This is a genomic window from Xenorhabdus sp. KJ12.1 (assembly GCF_963876495.1).
GTDB classification, from domain to species: domain Bacteria; phylum Pseudomonadota; class Gammaproteobacteria; order Enterobacterales; family Enterobacteriaceae; genus Xenorhabdus; species Xenorhabdus stockiae.
Genome location: NZ_CAWNQH010000085.1, coordinates 1 through 18638, shown reverse-complemented (window position 1 = coordinate 18638; position 18638 = coordinate 1). Strand labels below are relative to the sequence as shown.

Sequence of the window (18638 nt, the reverse complement as noted above, 5' to 3'; positions counted from 1 at the left end):
TGCGACCACCTATAAAAATAAACAATGAAAATCTAATCCGATTTCAAAGAACTATTAAACCATTTTATAATAAACTGTCTCGATAAACATTTTTCACCATAAAGCTGACTTAATTGATTATCAACCATATCTATATGGCTATGTAATTTATTCATTACTCCCTCACTGCCTAACAGAGAAGTTAATGTATATTTATTTGAATCTTGATTTATATCCTTTCCTGAGTCTTTAAACCCATCCCTTAAATCATCTATAATTTGAAATGATTGCCCCAATTCCTTAGAGGTAAGCATAAGCTGATCATAGTTATTATTCTTATTATAATCTGTTAGTGATGACAAAGAAAAAACAACCTCAAACAATGTACCTGTCTTCAACTGATTTATTTCTGATATTTTCTCATATTCATATAATGCTAACTTATTTTGGTTTAGATCATAATACTGCCCTTGAACTAACCCTCCCAAACCTGTAGCCTTAGCTAATATCGAGACTGCATTAGATTTTATATCATCAGGAAATGCTGTTTCAGTAATTAATTTAAAAGCAAGACTTAATAGGCCAACTGCCGATAATATGGCTACACTTTCTCCATATTGTCGATGAGTAGTTGGTCGATTACGTCTGACTTTTGCATTATCCATACATGGAAGATCATCTAAAATGAGTGACGCCGCATGTATAGTTTCAATGGCGGAGGCTAACTGTAAATAATTTATATTTAGATAATCTCTGCCACTATCTTTCACGAGAAAGAGAAATAATATAGGGCGAAACCGTTTCCCGGAATATATTAATGCATCACGCATCGCCTTACTAATTTCACCAGAACTTTCATCATATGGGATGACTGACTCCAAATGCGCCTGTAATTTTTTCGTTAACTCAGAGTGAGTATTGTCGAAGTCTAGTTCCATATTAACCCTCTAACTAAATACATTTTTTATATTTCAAAATACATCACAGCATTACTTCGTCAATCCAATAGTGATGAAGCCCCATTGGTATATGGTGTGGCAGCCTTAACTTACAAACAAGCATGAGCGTCTCAGCATCTAATATCACTATTTCTGTTTTATGAATATCAGACCTGTATACCTTCAATATTAGCCAACCATCATCTTCGTTAACTGAATTTTTTTTAGAAACAAAAACAGGCTCTTCAGGCACAGAGTCTTTAAAATCATAATATATCGTTTTCATCTCATATAAATCTAATTTCACAATGGATTTTTTTGAGAATGCATTTTTTCCTTCGCCAAAACATACAAACCAAATATACCTGTTTTTTTTGCCATAATAATCAGGATTAACTATTGGATAGTCTACTGAACCATTAAATAATGGCTCTTTCATTACACACTTTGAAGAAGGGTTTAATATAAATCTAAACAGATATGCTCTATTATCCGAAAACATATCCTCGTTAAATGTTGGAAACTTATCCCAAATCGGTGCATCAAAAATAATCATCCCATCAGAGTCTTCAAATCCATTTGAAAAATGGAATATTAATCCTGGTGGTGCATCATAGAATGATGCTGACGATCCATCTCGGGCAACCAGAAGTACTTCACTCTCAACTCCTTTACTTGAGGATATATCACTTATCAAACTTGTTTTTCCAAATATATTCCTTAAATTCAATTTAACATGTACAGAGCTTAAAAAGAAAGCATAGTAATTTTTTGTGACAAAAAAATCATGAACTAAATACCTACGCTTGAGTTTTATTTTATTTTTTATGGTTAAATTTAACTCGCTATCAACCATATATATTAACAGTGCCGTCTGAATTCCATAGTTAACGCCAAAACTATATAAATTATCATCGCCACATAGTTTTTTAGGGTGTGCGGAAAAAGGAAGCTCTTTTATATTTAACCTAAGGTGTGCGCGTTCCCACCATTTTATCGAATAAGAAAAATCAAATTTAGATATTGTCTCAAGTGTTTTAGGATTGATTTTATGAGGAAAACCTCCTTCCCATAGAGCCAGAAGATGACCGCCATGATATACGACATTAGTATTCGCCGGATTCTTGATGCTGAAAAACCTATTTTTAAAAGCTATCCCATCAGGAACCGTACCAATAGAACGGTACAAAAATTTCCCTTTTTTCTCTTCTGCTAAATATTGCTCTGTCAAAATATGTCTATTTAGATAATGCACGCCATTCTTGCTGAATGTAACTTTGCAAATCATTCCATCACCATCAAACGGATGGTTATACCATTGCTCACCACGATTTAAACGTCCTGGACCTATCCGGTAAAAAGTACCAACAAGATCTTTTGGGACACATCCTTCTACTGGGAACAAATAACTATCCACTTCATCTAATTGTGACCAGAATGAGTTTCTTACATCTTTTGATAAAATAAAATCTCTCAACACTAACTCCTTTGCCTCACCCAAAAAAAACCATATTGCAGAGTAGAAAGAACCTCAGCCAACACTATCGGCATAGGAGCACAGTATGCCCTCACCTACAGGAATACTTGTCGTTTAGATAAGTGGATAAATTAGATAGTTCTAACTGGTTAAGGGAAATCTACATTGATATATAAAAACATTCAAAAACAAAAAGTATTGCACTTTAATAAATTCGGATACCTTGGTAAGGCAATAGAAGAGCGTGATTTAGTTCACTCGAATCCGGAGACAAAGCCAAACAAAGCCCAGATGGGTTACAGGGTCTTTGCTTAGCATCAAATTTATATTAGTCAGAAACGAGATGGAAGCCACCTCACCAAGTTATAAAACCTTGTTCTATAAAGTGGGTATTGGTGGGGCATTTCCGAAAAACTAAATCAGAGGAGAGTAGAAAAAGGTTTTCCTTTTATTTAACAAATGATTGTCAAACTGACAAAAATCACAAAACGAAAGTTCAATATGCTCCTTATTTTTTAATGTGCCAGAGAAAACACCGATAAATACAGAGGAACTTCCTTCGGTGACTATATTTGTTATTGTATGTTTACCCTCTAGCACTACTCTTTCTTTAGAATAAAAATTAAATAAAGACTCCTTGCCTTGAATTGTAGAATAGCCGGGTCGTTCATATACAACATCTTTGGTGACAAGGTTTAAAATTTTATTAAACTCTCTGTTATCAATGAATTCAAAAAATTCGTATACCCATTTACTACGCTTTGCGTTATCACTCATGTATTTTATCTCTCCGTTGTCCTTCGCCTGCTAATTTTTTGATAGTTGTATATTGAAATAAATCTACAAATTCTATAGATAAAGTCGGATAGGACTCTTTCCCTTTATTTAACCTGATGCAAAACATCACCTACTGCATTGAACATCCGGTCAAGGTCTTCAGGTTTAGCATTAAACATTGGGCCGAATTGGAGCCCATCGCCACCAAAGCGGATATAAAAACCGGCTTTCCATAATGCAATTCCAGCTTCAAAAGGACGTATCACGCCATCGCCATTCCGTGGTGCAATTTGGATGGTGCCAATCAACCCACAGTTACGAATATCAACAACGTTAGGGCAATGCCTGAGTTCGTGCAGGATTTTTTCAAAATGAGGCGCTAATTCAGCAGATTGTTGGATCAGATTGTCTTTTTCCAGCAATGTTAATGTTGCCAGACCTGCGGCACAGGCAACAGGATGAGCAGAATAAGTATAGCCATGACTGAATTCAATCATATGCTCAGGAATAGGTTGTGACATGAATGTGTCGTAGATCTCACTGGAGACAACAGCACCACCAAGAGGGATTGCACCATTTGTGACCTGCTTGGCAAAAGTAAGAATATCCGGAGTGACACCAAAATATTCAGCCCCTGTCCAGCGCCCTAAACGGCCTAATCCGGTAATAACTTCGTCAAAAATAAGCAGGATATTATGTTGAGTACATATTTCCCTTAAACGTTGCAGATAACCCTGTGGCGGAACAATCGCACCGGCAGATCCGGCAACAGGCTCGACAATAACTGCGGCGATATTACTGGCGTCATGAAGTTCTATCAGTTTCAGTAGTTCATCAGCCAGTTCAATGCCGCCAGTTTCCGGAACGCCTTTAGTAAATGCCATATTGCTTTGTAAGGTGTGTGACAGATGGTCAACTTCCATCAACTGACCGAACATCTTGCGATTTCCGCCAATACCGCCAAGACTTGTTCCCCCGATGTTAACACCGTGATAAGCGCGCATTCTGCCAATCATTCTGGTTTTAGTCGGCTGCCCTTTTATCCGCCAGTATGCGCGTGCTATTTTTACTGCTGTATCAACAGATTCAGAACCTGAATTGGTAAAAAATACATGGTTTAAATCACCGGGCATCAGACTGGCGATTTTATCTGCTAACCGAAATGACAGTGGATGAGCATGCTGGAAACCGGGTGAGTAATCTAATGTACCTAATTGTTCAGAAACGGCCTGGCGAATCTCTGAGCGTGAGTGCCCGGCTCCGCAAGTCCATAAACCAGACAAACTGTCGTAGATGCGGCGACCTTTATCATCCGTCAGCCAGTGACCATCGGCAGAGACGATCATGCGTGGGTCTTGCTGAAAATGACGATTGGCACTAAACGGCATCCAGTGTGCTTTTAAATTCAGATCTTGGGATGGATTAACATGGAAGGAACGGGTTTGAACGGTATTGCTATCTGACATTTTTTAACTCCTCGCACGAAAATGTAACAAAAAGTCATCACAGTGAGTTTGCAATAAAACGATATTCAAGTTAAATCTTATTTATTGAATCATTAGTTATGAGTTTACTCACGTAAATGAAACCTGCAAACTTTAGGCAAGTAACTGATTTTGATTTGAAATTATTACGTATATTTAAGATCGTTGCAGAATGTGGCAGTTTTTCAGCGGCTGAAAGCCTGCTCGGCATTACTCGTTCAGCAATCAGCCTTCATATGGGGGATTTGGAAAAACGTTTGGGCATGCGCTTATGCCAACGTGGTCGCGCTGGTTTTTCTCTGACGGATGAAGGGCGGGAAATTCTGCAAGCCAGTGAAACCATGATGGCGTCAATTGAAGAATTTCGTCAGTATGTCAATCAAATACATAAGCAGTTACGGGGAGAATTTAATATCGGCATTATTAATAACCTTGTCACACAACCAATGATGCGGATTACTAACGCGCTGGAACGCCTGCGTTCAGCAAGTGACAATATTCTAATTAATATTAGTATGAGTACTCCAACAGAAATCGAACGAGGTATATTGGATGGAAGATTACAGGTGGGCGCCCTACCTTTTATCACACCATTGTCAGGATTAAATTACTTACCACTCTACAATGAACGGTCATATCTTTATTGTAGTAATACACATGAAGCATTTCTGCTTGCGGATAACTTTGATACTGAACAGTTAAATCAACTGGATGCCGTTATTCCCGGCTATCGTATAAGTACTGAAGCCATGAATCACTATAAGTTGCTGAACAACGCGGCAACAGCATCTGATCGCGAAGGTATCGCATTTTTAATTCTTACCGGTAAGTTCGTGGGATTTCTTCCGGATCACTACGCTCGCATCTGGGTAGAGAAAGGTTTTATGAAGGCACTATTGCCTGAGCAAATTTATTATGATTCTAAAATCTCAATCGTGACACGCAAAGGCAAACGAACTAATGCTATTCTTGGGTTGTTTTTGGAGGAGTTAGGATATTAGGCATTTAATAAAATTGATATTGCCGGTTTAAAAATACATATCAAAAATATCATGTAAATATGATAGGGTTATATTGATGTAAAATATCTTATCCTTATACTTCTGAATAAATTAAATATAGAACTGATATAGCACAATTAAAAAACGAAAATATTCATTTCTCGATCAAATGATGATTTCGAATTCTGAATCCTACATATTCACATTAATTAGGTATATCAAGATGAAATTTAAATATATTCCAATTTATTTCACTTTTCTTTTTTGTTTGTTAAATATCAACGTGTATGCAAATCCTTTGCATGATGCTGTCAATCGGAACGATATAGAAACCGTCAAATCCCTATTGAATGATGATCAAACTTTACTTGATGAGCGTGACGGGCAACAGCGCACTCCTCTCATGCTGGCTACACAGCATAATTATGCTGCGATTGCTATTTTCCTTATCCAAAGCGGTGCAGATGTCAATGCTAAAGATAGACAGCTCGATACTCCTTATTTGCTGGCCGGAGCACAGGGCTACAATAAAATACTCATTGCAACTTTACATCATGGCGCGAACCTGAAAGATACCAACCGTTATGGAGGAACTGCCCTGATCCCCGCCGCCGAAAAAGGGCATCCTGAAACTGTACAGATCCTGCTGGATGCTGGTGTTAATCCTAATCACATTAACAAATTAGGATGGACGGCGTTAATGGAAGCAGTCGTATTAGGCAATGGTTCTTCAGTTTATGTCGACATTATTGATCGGCTAATTAAGGGCGGTGCTGATGTTAACATACCGGATAAAAACGGGGTTACTGCGCTTACTCATGCTCGTCAACGTGGATATAAAGACATCATTAAACTATTGGAAAGTGCTAACGCCAAATAATCAGAGAAAAATTCTTTAACAAAATCAGTAAAAATACAGTAAGATTGGCGCCCAATCGTTAGTATTGATCCGGATCAATAGTTTGTTATCACTTTTTCATCTATCACAGCGCCGAACACCTGCCTGGATTGCCTTATTGGCAATTCTGATGCTGTTCATTGCTCCAGTGGTATCAAAAACACTGGAACATCATCGCGGTGGTATGAAAAATGAAGCATGTCATGGTATGCCAATGCCTGATATGCAAAATAGTCACCATCAATCAGACAGCATGAATCATCATGGTGTTGATCATGTTCATATGGGGCTGATGGATGATATTGCCTGTGGTTATTGCCAGCTATTGATTAACCTGCCGTTATTGTCAGGTTCGTTTATTCCTTTTATCTTGTTGACGCTAACGATTTCCCGGGCACCACCAGCACCCCGCTTTTCTGACCCGGCTATCCGGCTGTTCTATGGTGAGTCACAACCACGCGCACCACCCCTTAATTAATTCGCTTATCTGTACACTTCGTCTTTCAAGTTGCCTCTTTGTTGGCTGCACTAGCTCACCCCAGTCACATAGTTATCTATGCTCCCGGGGATGATCTCCCTTGCCGCCGCGATGCATCTTGAAATCCATTGTGTATGAATAAATAAATCATCTATTTTCCTTGCCTGAAATTATTTTTACAGGGCAAGTCGGTATTGTTTTAAACAAATTCAAAAACAGGATTTGTGATTAATTAAGGAATATTTTTCATGTCTGCTACACAATTGTTTCGCGCATCGCCTTTGGCTACGGCTTTAGCTATCGCACTCTTTATTCCAAATGGTATGGCTGCCACAAAAGAAAGTGCTGAAGAGACAAAAAATTTAAACTCAGTTCGTGGAAATGTAGCCTATGAAAGTGAATCAGTCATTACAGTAACTGCTCCGGCTGTTTCGCCTTTGAATATTTTTTCCTCACTTAAAACTCCCCGTCAACCTGTTCCCGCCAGTGATGGCTCAGATTACCTGAAAACCATTCCGGGATTCTCTCAGGTGCGTAGTGGTGGAACTAACGGAGATCCGGTATTCCGTGGAATGTTTGGTTCTCGCTTACGGATGTTGATTGATGACGGCGAAGTTATGGGCTCTTGCCCGTCACGGATGGACGCCCCAAGTTCATATATTTCACCAGAAAGTTATGATGTTTTGAGTTTAGTTAAAGGGCCACAGACTGTGCTTTGGGGACCGGGGAACTCCGCAGGAACTATTCGTTTTGAACGCTCCCGCCCACAATTTTCAGAACCGGATGCTAAAGGTAATATCAGCACAGTCGCTGGTTCTAACGGACGCTGGGATGGTAATGCAGACCTGAGTTTCGGCAATCAATATGGTTATATGCGCTTTATCGGTAATAAATCCCGCTCTAATGACTACAAAGACGGTGATGGGTATCGCATTCCTTCCCATTGGAACAAGTGGAATACGGATGTAGCATTGGGTTGGACACCGGATGATAATACCCTGCTGGAGTTAAATGCCGGACAAGGAGATGGAAAGGCTCGCTATGCTGGTCGAGCAATGGATGGTTCGAAATTCAAACGCGAAAGTTTGGGAATGCGCTTTGAAAAATCCAATATCGGCGATGTGTTTGACAAGTTTGAGACTAATTTTTATTACAACGCCACCACTCATGTAATGGATAACTTATCCCGTCCTTCCCTTACAGCAATGAAAATGGGACATGGTGACAGCCATATGGGACACGGAAATGACCATATGAAAAGTAGCCACATGAATCATGGTAGTCATGGAGGACACGGCGGTCACAGTGGGCATGGTAATGGCATGAAAATGTCTCATCAGGTAGATCGCAAAACTCTGGGCGGACGCATGATGGGTACATGGATTTGGGAAGATTTTACATTACAAAGCGGTGTGGATATGCAGACAAATACGCATCGTAACCCATCACAAAAAAATGCCCGTTTCCGTGATTATGGTGTTTTTGGCGAACTGAGCTGGGATGCTGACGAACAAAGTAAGGTAATTGGTGGTGCTCGTTTAGATCGCGTTCTGGTGGATAGATATCCTCAAAAAATCGAGGAAAAACAGGAAGAACGAACCGATACTTTACCCGCCGGTTTTGTCCGATATGAACATAACCTGAAAGAAGCTCCGGTGATGTTCTATGCCGGTGTTGGTTATACTGAGCGCTTCCCTGATTTTTGGGAGTTGTTCTGGTCAAAAGGCCGTGTTTTCAATCAACTGAAAACAGAGAAAACAACACAGTTAGATATCGGGGCTCATTATAACGATCAGCATTTGCAAGGCTGGATTTCCGCCTATGCAGGTAAAATCGATGATTTTATTCTGTTCCATTATGCCGATCAAAAAGCCGATAACGTTCGTAACATTGATGCCACCATACTGGGTGGTGAAATGGGGGTTGGCTATCATCTGAATGAAAATTGGAAAACCAATGCAAGTCTGGCTTATTCCTGGGCGAGAAATAATTCCAACCATCGTCCATTGCCACAAACTCCACCATTGGAAGCCCGCTTTGGTCTGAGCTGGGAGTATGGCGACTGGAGTAGCAACGGTTTATTGCGTCTGGTCAGCAAACAAAACCAGATTGCGATGAATGAAGGTAGTGTGGCTGGAAGAGATTTTGAGCGTAGTGCCGGTTTTGCCGTTTTTTCTGCTAATGCCGCTTATAAGGTGACTAAAAATATGCAGGTCAGTGCCGGTGTTGACAATATTTTTAATAAAACCTATAGCGAACACCTCAATCGTGCAGGAAATGATGGCTTTGGTTATTCAGCCAATACGCCTGTTAACGAAGCGGGCCGCACTTATTGGGCCAGATTTAACGTGAAATTCTAATCTCTGACTGACCTCCCGGACTTTGCCCTGAATTAATTCGGGGCAAAGTTTCTTTTTCATTTCTTAATGAACTTTTTTACTAAAGTTATCTTTACATCACATTAAGAAATATTTTTTTAAAAAGATTCTTTTAAAAAAAGAAAATTATCAGACTAATCCTAAATATCTGACTCATTCATTAGCAACCAATGACGCAAAAGCATAGCCAATTGCTCTTGTTGTTCATTCGATAATGCACTCAGCGTCTCTCTTAAGTTTTCTAAATGACTTTCAACCGCTTTATCAATCAGCGCTCTTCCCTCTGAAGTTAAAGAGACTTTGCAACTGCGTCGATCTTTATCATTAGCCGCACGTTCAACTAACCCACGCTGTACCATATGTTCAATACGGGTACTCATTGCGCCTGAAGTTAACATCACTGACTGATACATTTCGGTTGGTGTGATTGGTGTATTATGACGACGTAGTGTCGCAAGAATATCAAACTCAATAGCACTCAGGTCAAAGGTTTTGAATGTAGCCTGTAGTCGCTGTTCAATAATTTTATTCGCCCGGCATAAACGCCCGATAACACCCATCGGTGACGGGTCAAGATCTGGACGTTGTTGTTCCCACTGTATGAGTAAACGGTCAACGTGATCGTACTTCATGTTTTTTCCCTATTCATTTATTTTTGTGAAAAGATACTTGATAAAATTTGTATAGGCTATCACTTTAATGTATCTTTACATAAAGATACTTTTTAAAATGAAATTTGCGGTTAATTTTTAGCATCTATACCCTATGAATTTCAAGGCGAAGCTAACAAAACGACAACTTGAAAAACGATAGATGAAACTGTAAACAAAGGAAAAATAACACAGGAAACTACAATGCTCCGTAATCTTATGCTTACTGCATTAGCACCAATTGTATGGGGAAGTACTTATGTTATTACTACTGAAATGTTGCCACCTAATACCCCTTTACTTGCCGCAACTCTCAGAGCACTACCTGCCGGAATTTTATTACTGTTAATTTGCCGTACATTTCCGAAGGGAATATGGTGGCTCCGTCTGGCTATTCTCGGGTTATTAAACATCGGTGCCTTTTTTTATTTCCTTTTTATAGCTGCATGGTATCTTCCCGGTGGAACAGCCGCTTTGATTATGTCATGCCAGCCTATTTTTGTTATTCTGCTAAGTACTTTTCTACTCAAAACCCCGCTGACGAAAATGCATATCGCTTCAGCAATTCTCGGAATTATAGGTATTGCACTTCTCGTAACCAATGCAAACACTCGTTTAAACTGGCAGGGAATTATTGCTGGTTTTGCCGGTTGTGGCTGTATGGCATTGGGTGTTGTTTTAACCAAATATTGGAACCGTCCTACTAACTTATCGTTACTAAGCTTCACTGGCTGGCAATTAATGTTAGGTGGAATGATGTTACTACCCGTGGCTATTTTAACTGAGGGAATACCTCACCAGATTACATTAACTAATATCTTCGGCTATGGTTACTTATGTCTTATCGGTGCAGTCTTTTCTTACATTATTTGGTTTAGGGGAATTGAAAAACTACCGGTTGTCACAATATCTTTTTTAGGTTTTATGAGTGCATTATCGGCGTGCATACTTGGCTTTGTTTTTTTAAAACAAACATTTTCTTTCTTCCAATTTATAGGAGCCTGCATCATTATTACTGCGGTTTGGTTTTCTATACCCAGAAATAAGATCCAGACAGCTCCACAACCCTACAACCTTAAAAAGGCAAATTAAAAATAAAAGGAGCAGTACCGTATGAAGTTAACCTTAATCTCTGGTAGTCAGCGTCAGAATTCTAATAGTCAGCGCATAGCCCGTTATTTACAGAAATTGAGTAGTGAATATGGATTTACTGATATCAAATTTCTTGAGTTATGTAATGTAGATCTTCCTCTTCATGATGGTTATACAACCGATATATCAGCAGAATCACATCCGTGGCAGGCAGTCGCTCATCATTTAAGAGACAGTGACGCTTTTATTTTTGTCTCTCCTGAATGGCATGGAATGGTACCACCAGCACTGAAAAATTTATTGTTATATTGCTCTGTGACCGAATTAGGACATAAGCCCGCATTATTAACCAGTGTTTCTAGTGGTCCAAATGGAGTTTATCCTATCTCCGAGCTACGTATGACTGGTTTTAAAAATAACCATGTCTGTTTCCTGCCTGATCATTTAATTTTCCGTCAGGCTGGTAATTTAATTTCTCCTGAATTGGTTTGCAGTGATACAGCTTTTGAAAATCGGGTTCACTATACATTGAAGCTACTTAAATCTTATGCCGAAGCTTTGAAACATGTACGCGATGCTGTTGGTGATGAAATGCAACAGTATCCGTACGGTATGTAAGGAAGTTGTATTATAAGTTTTAAAAATATATTTTCCGTCTTTCAGGTTGCAGCCTTACTGGCTGCAATTATTCATCCCAAGTACCGGTTTTATATCTCTGCATTCTTAGGCATAAAATACCGGCTCCCTGTCTCTTATTTTATCCCTGTATTTGTCGTATCGGGCGATCAAAATTCATACTGCATCAAATGTGCTAAATTTAGTGGAGCGGCTTAGATTATTTCGCTTATCACATTAAAAGCCAGTCATTCTGTAATCCATTGCTAATTTCTATCTAAGAAAACAAAGGAGCTAATTTAATGGCCTGGTTACATGAACTTTTTAGCCTTTCTCCTGAAATTGCACTTTTTCTCGCTTTGGCTGGTGGCACATGGTTGGGGAGGTTCAAGCTAGGAGCATTCCAACTTGGTGGTGTAGCCGGCGCACTGGTTGTCGCCGTGTTAATTAGCCAGGTTGGTGTCAGTATCGGCGACGGAATTAAAAATGTCCTATTTGCCCTGTTTATTTATGCTGTCGGCTTTGATAGCGGGCCTAAATTCTTTTCCTCGCTGGGGCGGCAAACGCTACGTGAAGTCGCACTTTCTTTGGTACTGGCAGTGAGTGGGCTGTTGACACTCGTCGTCATGGCAAAACTTTTCTCCCTTGATCAAGGTACCGCTGCGGGTATCGCCGCAGGTGCATTAACACAATCCGCGATCATCGGCACCGCTGGTGCAGCCATTGCTAAGCTTGATCTGGCTCCGGCACAGATACAGCAGTTGCAAGGCAACGTTGCAGTCGGCTACGCAGTGACTTACATCTTCGGTTCCCTTGGTACCATCATTATCTGCGTTAATGTCCTGCCCAAAATAATGAGGCGATCCATTCGGGATGATGCGATGAAAGCCGAGCTGGATTTACTCAAAGGAGCACCTTTATTAGCCGCAGACCAGACGCCTGCTCTACCGGGTATTGTGGGCCGTCTCTATGAGGCCGGACCGGCAAAAAATATACACGTCTCAGAACTGGAAGCGTTAGCTTCCCCACAATTCCCCGTTACGCTGGAAAGGCTCAAGCGTGGAGGAGAAGAAGTTCATGTTACGCCGGATCTTCTCCTTATGGAGAATGATGTTTTACTTCTGGTCGGGCGCCGACAAGGTATTGTCGCTCTGGCTAAACATCTGGGTAAGGAAGTGCTGACCGAGCACGGGCCATCGATGGTCATGACAACCAGCGAAGCGTTGGTGGTAAACCCGGCCTTTATTAATAAGCGGCTTGCAGAACTCCGCACTCAGGTGGCCTCCGATGTACGCCATGGTATTTATGTCATCAGCATAAAACGTGGAGAAAATATGCTGGCCCTTTCTGATGATACGGTCATCAAGCATAACGACGTGGTAACGCTGTACGGCAGCGAACAGGATATTCAGCGAGCGATATCACTGGTCGGCGCTTCTCTGGTGAAAAGCATCAAGACAGATTTGCTTTTTCACTGTCTCGGTATTGCCGTTGGCCTGTTAATCGGCCTGCTAATAGTACGTATTGGCTCAGTACCTCTTACGCTGGGAAGTGGCGGTGGCGCACTTTTATCCGGTCTGCTTTTTGGCTGGTATCAGTCGCGTAAGCCACTGAGCGGTAATATACCCAGCGGTGCCTCTTCAATCCTTCGTGATTTGGGGCTGGCCGGTTTTGTGGCCGTAGTAGGACTGCAATCAGGCCTGCAAGCGGTTGAAACTATTCGCTCAAGCGGTATTTCGATTTTTCTTATTGGTGTGGTGGTCACCGTTGTGCCGTTGATGATTACGCTGTTTATCGGACGTTATCTCCTACGCTATGACAATGCCGCCATTTTTGCCGGAGCCTTGTCGGGAACCCGAAGCGCCAATCCCGCTTTTGGTGAAGTTCTCAATAAAGCCGGCAATGCTATACCAACAGCCCCTTTTGCTGTGACGTATGGTTTAGCCAACGTGTTCCTGACTTTATTAGGCCCACTCATCGTTGCTATTGCGTAAGCCAATGTAACCTTTACAAGTGGAGTAAACTACATGTCTAAACAACAGGATAAGTATGCTGCTCTCAGTCCTTTTGAACTTAAAGATGCGTTGATCCAATTAGCGTCAAGCAAATCCGGGCGCACGATGCTCAATGCAGGTCGGGGAAATCCGAACTTTCTGGCAACCTTACCGCGCCGGGCGTTTTGGCGTTTAGGTCTATTTGCCACTGCAGAAGCTGAGCTCTCCTATTCTTATTTGCCGCATGATATCGGTGGATTACCCCGGATTGAGGGTATTGAGGCGCGCTTTGATGAGTTTCTGTCAGCAAATCATAACCAACCCGGTATCTCTTTTCTCGCCAGAGCCGTCAGCTACGTTCGTGATCAACTTGGCCTGTCAGCATCTCAATTTCTGCATGAAATGGTTGAGGGAATTCTCGGAGCCAACTACCCAGAACCTCCGCGTATGCAGCGGATTAGTGAGCAGATTACCCGGGAGTACATTGTAAAAGAAATGGTAGGCGGTCTGGTTTCAGCACAAGATGTGGAACTTTTTGCTGTTGAAGGCGGCACAGCAGCAATGACTTATTTGTTCAATAGCCTACGCAATAATGGTCTGGTGAAAGTCGGTGATAAAGTGGCAATAGGTTCCCCCATCTTTACGCCTTATATTGAGATCCCTCAGCTTGAAGATTTTCAGCTTAAGACGGTGATGGTACAGGCGTCACCCAAAAACCGCTGGCAGTATCCCGACAGCGAGCTGGAGAAGTTGTTAGATCCTTCGGTAAAAATATTTTTCTGCGTAAACCCGAGTAACCCGGCTTCCGTTAAAATCGATGAGCATGGTTTGGAAAAACTGGCAGACATTATCCGTCAACGCCCTGATTTGATTATTCTTACCGATGATGTTTATGGCACCTTCGCTAATGATTTTAAATCCCTTTTCGCGACCTGCCCACGGAACACAATTCTGGTTTACTCATTCTCCAAATATTTTGGCGCAACCGGATGGCGTCTCGGTGTAATTGCGTTACACCGTAACAATATTCTCGAGCAGAAACTGGCTGCTTTACCTGCCAGTGAGAAAAAACGCCTGAATAAGCGTTATGAGTCCCTCACTCCTGATGTCAGTGCCCTGCGCTTCCTTGACCGGGTTGTTGCAGATAGCCGCAGCGTGGCGCTGAATCATACCGCCGGATTATCCACCCCACAGCAGATTCAGATGGTACTGTTTGCTCTGTTTTCCCTGATGGATAGTGATAATGGTTATAAATCCTCTGTAACCAAGATCATTCGTCGGCGTCAGGCGGTGCTATATCGCGAACTTGGTATTGTTCAGTCCGATGATGAAGAATCCGTTGATTACTATACGCTGCTTGATCTGGAGGAGATATCCCGCCGCATTTATGGCAATGCGTTCGCAACATGGGTGAAGAGTACGGTTGATTCAACTCAGTTTCTGTTTAAAATCGCCGAAGACACCGGCATTGTGATGTTGCCAGGTTCGGGTTTCGGCACCCTGAACCCCGCAGGCAGAATATCGCTTGCCAACCTCAATGAGTATGAATATGCCACTATCGGCAAGGCATTGAAGAGATTGCTTGAGGAATACTTTGTTGTTTTCACAAAAGAGGGAAAACACAAATCAAATATCTCTTCGAGTAAAGTGAATAAAAAAGATCGTTCTAAGATAGATAGTTATTAAATTTAATAGGTAGCTATTAAGTTCGATTTCTATCAAAAGACGGATCTTGGCGGACAGGCTGATACGCCACTCGCCTGCTAACGACGATAGAGTGCAAAACTTCGCACTCTATCGTTCAATGAACTTAGTCATCGTGAAGAAGCTCGGTTCAACGCTCTCAACAAACAAAATGCCACAAAAGCGGCAGCGATGTTATAGAACATTCCACTAAAACGAATGGTGACCCTTTTCTTGTAGCAATTGTCGACTATTTTTAGCATGTCAGTGGTATTACGGCCTAAATACTCCATTTTAGAATAGCATTGCTCCGTTCTGTTCTGGTCAGTAACCCTCTCTGCTGCCTGTTCTTCCGGTCATTTTATCCGTGAAGATCCTGTCTTTACTAATACCAGTCTATTTCGTCGCAGTAATTTGAACATCAAGTTTTATCAAAAATTTAATAAATTTTATTAATATCCAGCCTGTCATTTTATGTCATCCTTCCGTTAATATAGGTAACTAGTAGTTTGGATTTAAACTGTACTCTCCAGTGTTGATGAACCAATTTTATTGATGTTCATAGGCGGAGAAGTATCCCACCGCCTTCATATTATTTAGCAATGTGTATTGTTGATTAAATGAGGGAATAATTATGCAAGATAAAAAACCTGAATCAATATCCTCAAAAAATGAAGAAGTAATAGTTCCAACAATGGATGATGTCAAAAAAGCAATCAGGGAAGCGATCGAAGAACATATTAAAACTCGTGAACATCCTTATGCAACATTAGAAGACAAAGGCTTTGTTACTCTTAGTAATGAAGTTGAGAGTGATAGTGAAATAACGGTAGCTACATCCAGAGCAGTTAAAAGAGTGTATGATTTAGCAAACAAAGCCAATATCAGTGATAATAATTACGTACCTTCTAGTCGAAAAATAAATGGGAAAGAGCTTTCTTCTGATATTTCATTGAATGCATCTGATGTTGGGGCATACAGCACTGGTGAGACAAACAAGCATGTCAATGATGCCAAGGCACTGGCGAATGCGGCCCAGACTGCTGCCAACAATGCCAATAATAACGCCAACGGTCGAGTGCCATCCAGTCGTACAGTGAACGGTAAACCGTTGTCGGGGGATATCACGTTAAACGCCGCTGATGTCGGGGCATACAGCAGAGGTGAGACAGACAAACATGTCAATGATGCCAAGGCACTGGCGAATGCGGCACAGACTGCCGCCAACAATGCCAATAATAATGCTAATGCACGTTTGTCTAAAGATCAAAACGGAGCTGATATACCCAATAAGGTTGAGTTTGTAAAAAATTTAGGATTAGCGGTGCAAAGCTCAGAAGAATCATCTCTACCTGTTGGTGTTCCTATTCCTTGGCCAACAACAACTCCGCCAACAGGCTGGCTCATATGTAATGGCAGCTGGTTTGATAAAACAAAATATCCGAAACTCGCTCTTGCCTACCCATCTGGATGGTTGCCTGACTTACGGGGGGAATTTATTCGTGGAGTAGATGCAGGACGTAATGTTGATTACGAACGTAGAGTATTATCATCACAGTCTGATTGTATTCAGGATCATGCTCATCTTTCAGGAATTGAAAGTACCTATAATTTTAGTGTGCCACCAGGTGGTTCTCATCGTAACGTTCCGGGAAGATTTGAGGAATATGGGGGGAACAATACTAGTGGTCCTATTAATAAATATTGGAATAATATAAGAACAGGCTCAGAAACTCGCCCACGTAACGTAGCATTTTTATATATTGTAAAAGCCGCATAATACGGAAAACCAAAATTCCCCTACATAGCAGGGGAATTTAACAAAACCCATAAAAAAACAACAATTTTCTACTAAAGTAGAATGGAGGGGAGTAATGTACTATATCATTAGATGATGTTTATGCTTGATATGATAATTGAATATTTCAGGGGTTGATTTCCTGTCGCTTGCGACGAACAAATAATAATTGAACGCCGCACATATATGAATTCACCGCTGCTTACGATGGGGGAATTTATTTCAAAACGTTATTATTCTATATAATTTATCTCTTTTGCACCAACGGTCTTTATAATCAAAAGTCGGCCTACCAAAACTAAATCTCATTTCAAGGTTATTCCTTGAAGTATACTCAATAGCTTCTTTTACATTCACCCACATTGCAATAGTTCCTATAGATATTTCTTGAATGTCAATATTTTTCCTTCCCATGTTATGATAATCATAATTAACCCAGTTTGAGCACTCTTTTTTTAAAACATATTGCATTGCAACTGGGTTTTCATCAAAAAAAAGCAAATTTCCATATCTTAATGTTGGTAATTCATTCAGAAACTCCACCATCTCTTTTTTTAAAACATGCTCTTTTCTTATTGAGAAATACAAATCATCATAAATATCCACTAAATTTTCAACTGAAAAATTCAGAGTTCCTATTATTTTTCCACCAGCTTTTATAAATTTATTTAATTCTCTATTACGTGTAGAAAAGGTTTTTTTTGAAGGATGTTTTACTAAGCAAATTTCTCTACGAGAATTTATTATATGTGAGCAATTAATAAATTCATTGCTATTCATTGAGGATAAAAATTTAGTCTTGAATGGCATAATTAAACTTTTCCCCTTATCGACTGGGAATAATAACTCATCAAAATTCAATGGGTATTTATTTATTTTGTGTTTTAATGCTACACTTTGATCTCCAGCCAAAAAATTGTTTTCCCAAGTACAAACGGCTGCAGTTATATTATTATATTTATCAGTTTTAACGAAGTATTTTTCATGAAGATTAAACCTTTCATGTAGAAAAGAAAGCACTTCTGGTGAAGTGACAATCCCGCCTCCAAATAACTCATATGTATCTCTATAATTTTTATAATTGGCTTTCTTCCATCCAAACATTATATTTTTCCTTTTTTAAAAAAATGACAATAACTGAAGTATAGCAACATTCTTGTAAGTAGGGATTGGATGGCCTTACTGCCTGCGTTTATTCTCATACGTATAGAAGATGAGAAAGGTGTTCAATTGATGAACTGTTTATGGCGTATGTGAAATATGTCTAATTATTTTGATTCAGCTATATGTTCAGGATCTAAATAACTTTTCATAATAGTGAGACACTCGATTTACTTTCTCTGAAAGAGTCTATTTGCAGATTTTTTCAAGAATTTTTTCACATTACTGAGCAGTT

At 40.3% G+C, this 18638-nt stretch carries 15 protein-coding genes; 9 read left to right on the top strand and 6 right to left on the bottom strand.

The features are described from left to right. Positions 1-32: 32 nt before the first annotated feature. The 4 genes from AACS92_RS15680 to AACS92_RS15665 form a co-directional block, all read right to left on the bottom strand. Positions 33-917, bottom strand: coding sequence for a polyprenyl synthetase family protein (locus AACS92_RS15680; RefSeq protein ID WP_099111709.1), 885 nt, complete (start codon positions 915-917; stop codon positions 33-35). A 43-nt stretch (positions 918-960) separates the two neighbouring features. Further along, positions 961-2394, bottom strand: a complete 1434-nt coding sequence (locus AACS92_RS15675) for a carotenoid oxygenase family protein (RefSeq protein ID WP_193756999.1) — start codon at positions 2392-2394, stop codon at positions 961-963. Between the two features lie 414 nt (positions 2395-2808). Next, complete coding sequence (locus tag AACS92_RS15670) at positions 2809-3171, bottom strand: nuclear transport factor 2 family protein (protein ID WP_099111707.1); 363 nt, start codon at positions 3169-3171, stop codon at positions 2809-2811. A gap of 104 nt (positions 3172-3275) precedes the next feature. Continuing rightward, positions 3276-4637 carry an aspartate aminotransferase family protein gene (locus tag AACS92_RS15665; RefSeq protein ID WP_099111706.1) on the bottom strand — a complete coding sequence of 454 codons (1362 nt, stop codon included), beginning with the start codon at positions 4635-4637 and terminating at the stop codon, positions 3276-3278. 116 nt (positions 4638-4753) lie between these two features. Between AACS92_RS15665 and AACS92_RS15660 the strand changes: the two genes are divergently transcribed. The 4 genes from AACS92_RS15660 (at position 4754) to AACS92_RS15645 (ending at position 9392) form a co-directional block, all read left to right on the top strand. Beyond that, on the top strand, positions 4754-5656 hold the full coding sequence (locus AACS92_RS15660; RefSeq protein WP_099111705.1) for a LysR family transcriptional regulator: 903 nt from the start codon (positions 4754-4756) through the stop codon (positions 5654-5656). Between the two features lie 223 nt (positions 5657-5879). Continuing rightward, positions 5880-6536: an ankyrin repeat domain-containing protein gene (locus AACS92_RS15655; RefSeq protein WP_099111704.1), complete on the top strand. Its 657-nt coding sequence runs from the start codon at positions 5880-5882 to the stop codon at positions 6534-6536. Between the two features lie 82 nt (positions 6537-6618). Then, on the top strand, positions 6619-7032 hold the full coding sequence (locus tag AACS92_RS15650) for a DUF2946 domain-containing protein (protein WP_241538025.1): 414 nt from the start codon (positions 6619-6621) through the stop codon (positions 7030-7032). A 248-nt stretch (positions 7033-7280) separates the two neighbouring features. Further along, complete coding sequence (locus tag AACS92_RS15645; protein WP_099111703.1) at positions 7281-9392, top strand: TonB-dependent receptor domain-containing protein; 2112 nt, start codon at positions 7281-7283, stop codon at positions 9390-9392. A 158-nt stretch (positions 9393-9550) separates the two neighbouring features. Here the strand turns inward: AACS92_RS15645 and AACS92_RS15640 are convergent, their stop codons facing one another. After that, positions 9551-10042 carry a MarR family winged helix-turn-helix transcriptional regulator gene (locus AACS92_RS15640; RefSeq protein WP_099111702.1) on the bottom strand — a complete coding sequence of 164 codons (492 nt, stop codon included), beginning with the start codon at positions 10040-10042 and terminating at the stop codon, positions 9551-9553. A gap of 237 nt (positions 10043-10279) precedes the next feature. Here AACS92_RS15640 and AACS92_RS15635 point away from each other — a divergent pair, with 237 nt between their 5' ends. The 5 genes from AACS92_RS15635 to AACS92_RS15615 all read left to right on the top strand — a co-directional run bounded on the left by AACS92_RS15635 (position 10280) and on the right by AACS92_RS15615 (position 17224). After that, positions 10280-11152 (top strand): EamA family transporter, encoded by an 873-nt coding sequence (locus AACS92_RS15635; RefSeq protein ID WP_241538024.1) that lies wholly within the window; start codon positions 10280-10282, stop codon positions 11150-11152. A 21-nt stretch (positions 11153-11173) separates the two neighbouring features. Continuing rightward, a complete protein-coding gene (locus AACS92_RS15630) occupies positions 11174-11770 on the top strand; it encodes an NADPH-dependent FMN reductase (protein ID WP_099111700.1) in 597 nt (198 codons plus the stop codon). 299 nt (positions 11771-12069) lie between these two features. Continuing rightward, positions 12070-13761: an aspartate-alanine antiporter gene (gene aspT, locus AACS92_RS15625; RefSeq protein ID WP_099111699.1), complete on the top strand. Its 1692-nt coding sequence runs from the start codon at positions 12070-12072 to the stop codon at positions 13759-13761. Between the two features lie 33 nt (positions 13762-13794). Further along, positions 13795-15447 carry a bifunctional aspartate transaminase/aspartate 4-decarboxylase gene (locus tag AACS92_RS15620; protein ID WP_099111698.1) on the top strand — a complete coding sequence of 551 codons (1653 nt, stop codon included), beginning with the start codon at positions 13795-13797 and terminating at the stop codon, positions 15445-15447. Positions 15448-16078: 631 nt separating this feature from the next. Then, positions 16079-17224 carry a phage tail protein gene (locus AACS92_RS15615; RefSeq protein WP_241538023.1) on the top strand — a complete coding sequence of 382 codons (1146 nt, stop codon included), beginning with the start codon at positions 16079-16081 and terminating at the stop codon, positions 17222-17224. Between the two features lie 240 nt (positions 17225-17464). Here the strand turns inward: AACS92_RS15615 and AACS92_RS15610 are convergent, their stop codons facing one another. Continuing rightward, positions 17465-18346, bottom strand: a complete 882-nt coding sequence (locus tag AACS92_RS15610; protein WP_099111697.1) for a hypothetical protein — start codon at positions 18344-18346, stop codon at positions 17465-17467. Positions 18347-18638 lie beyond the last annotated feature (292 nt).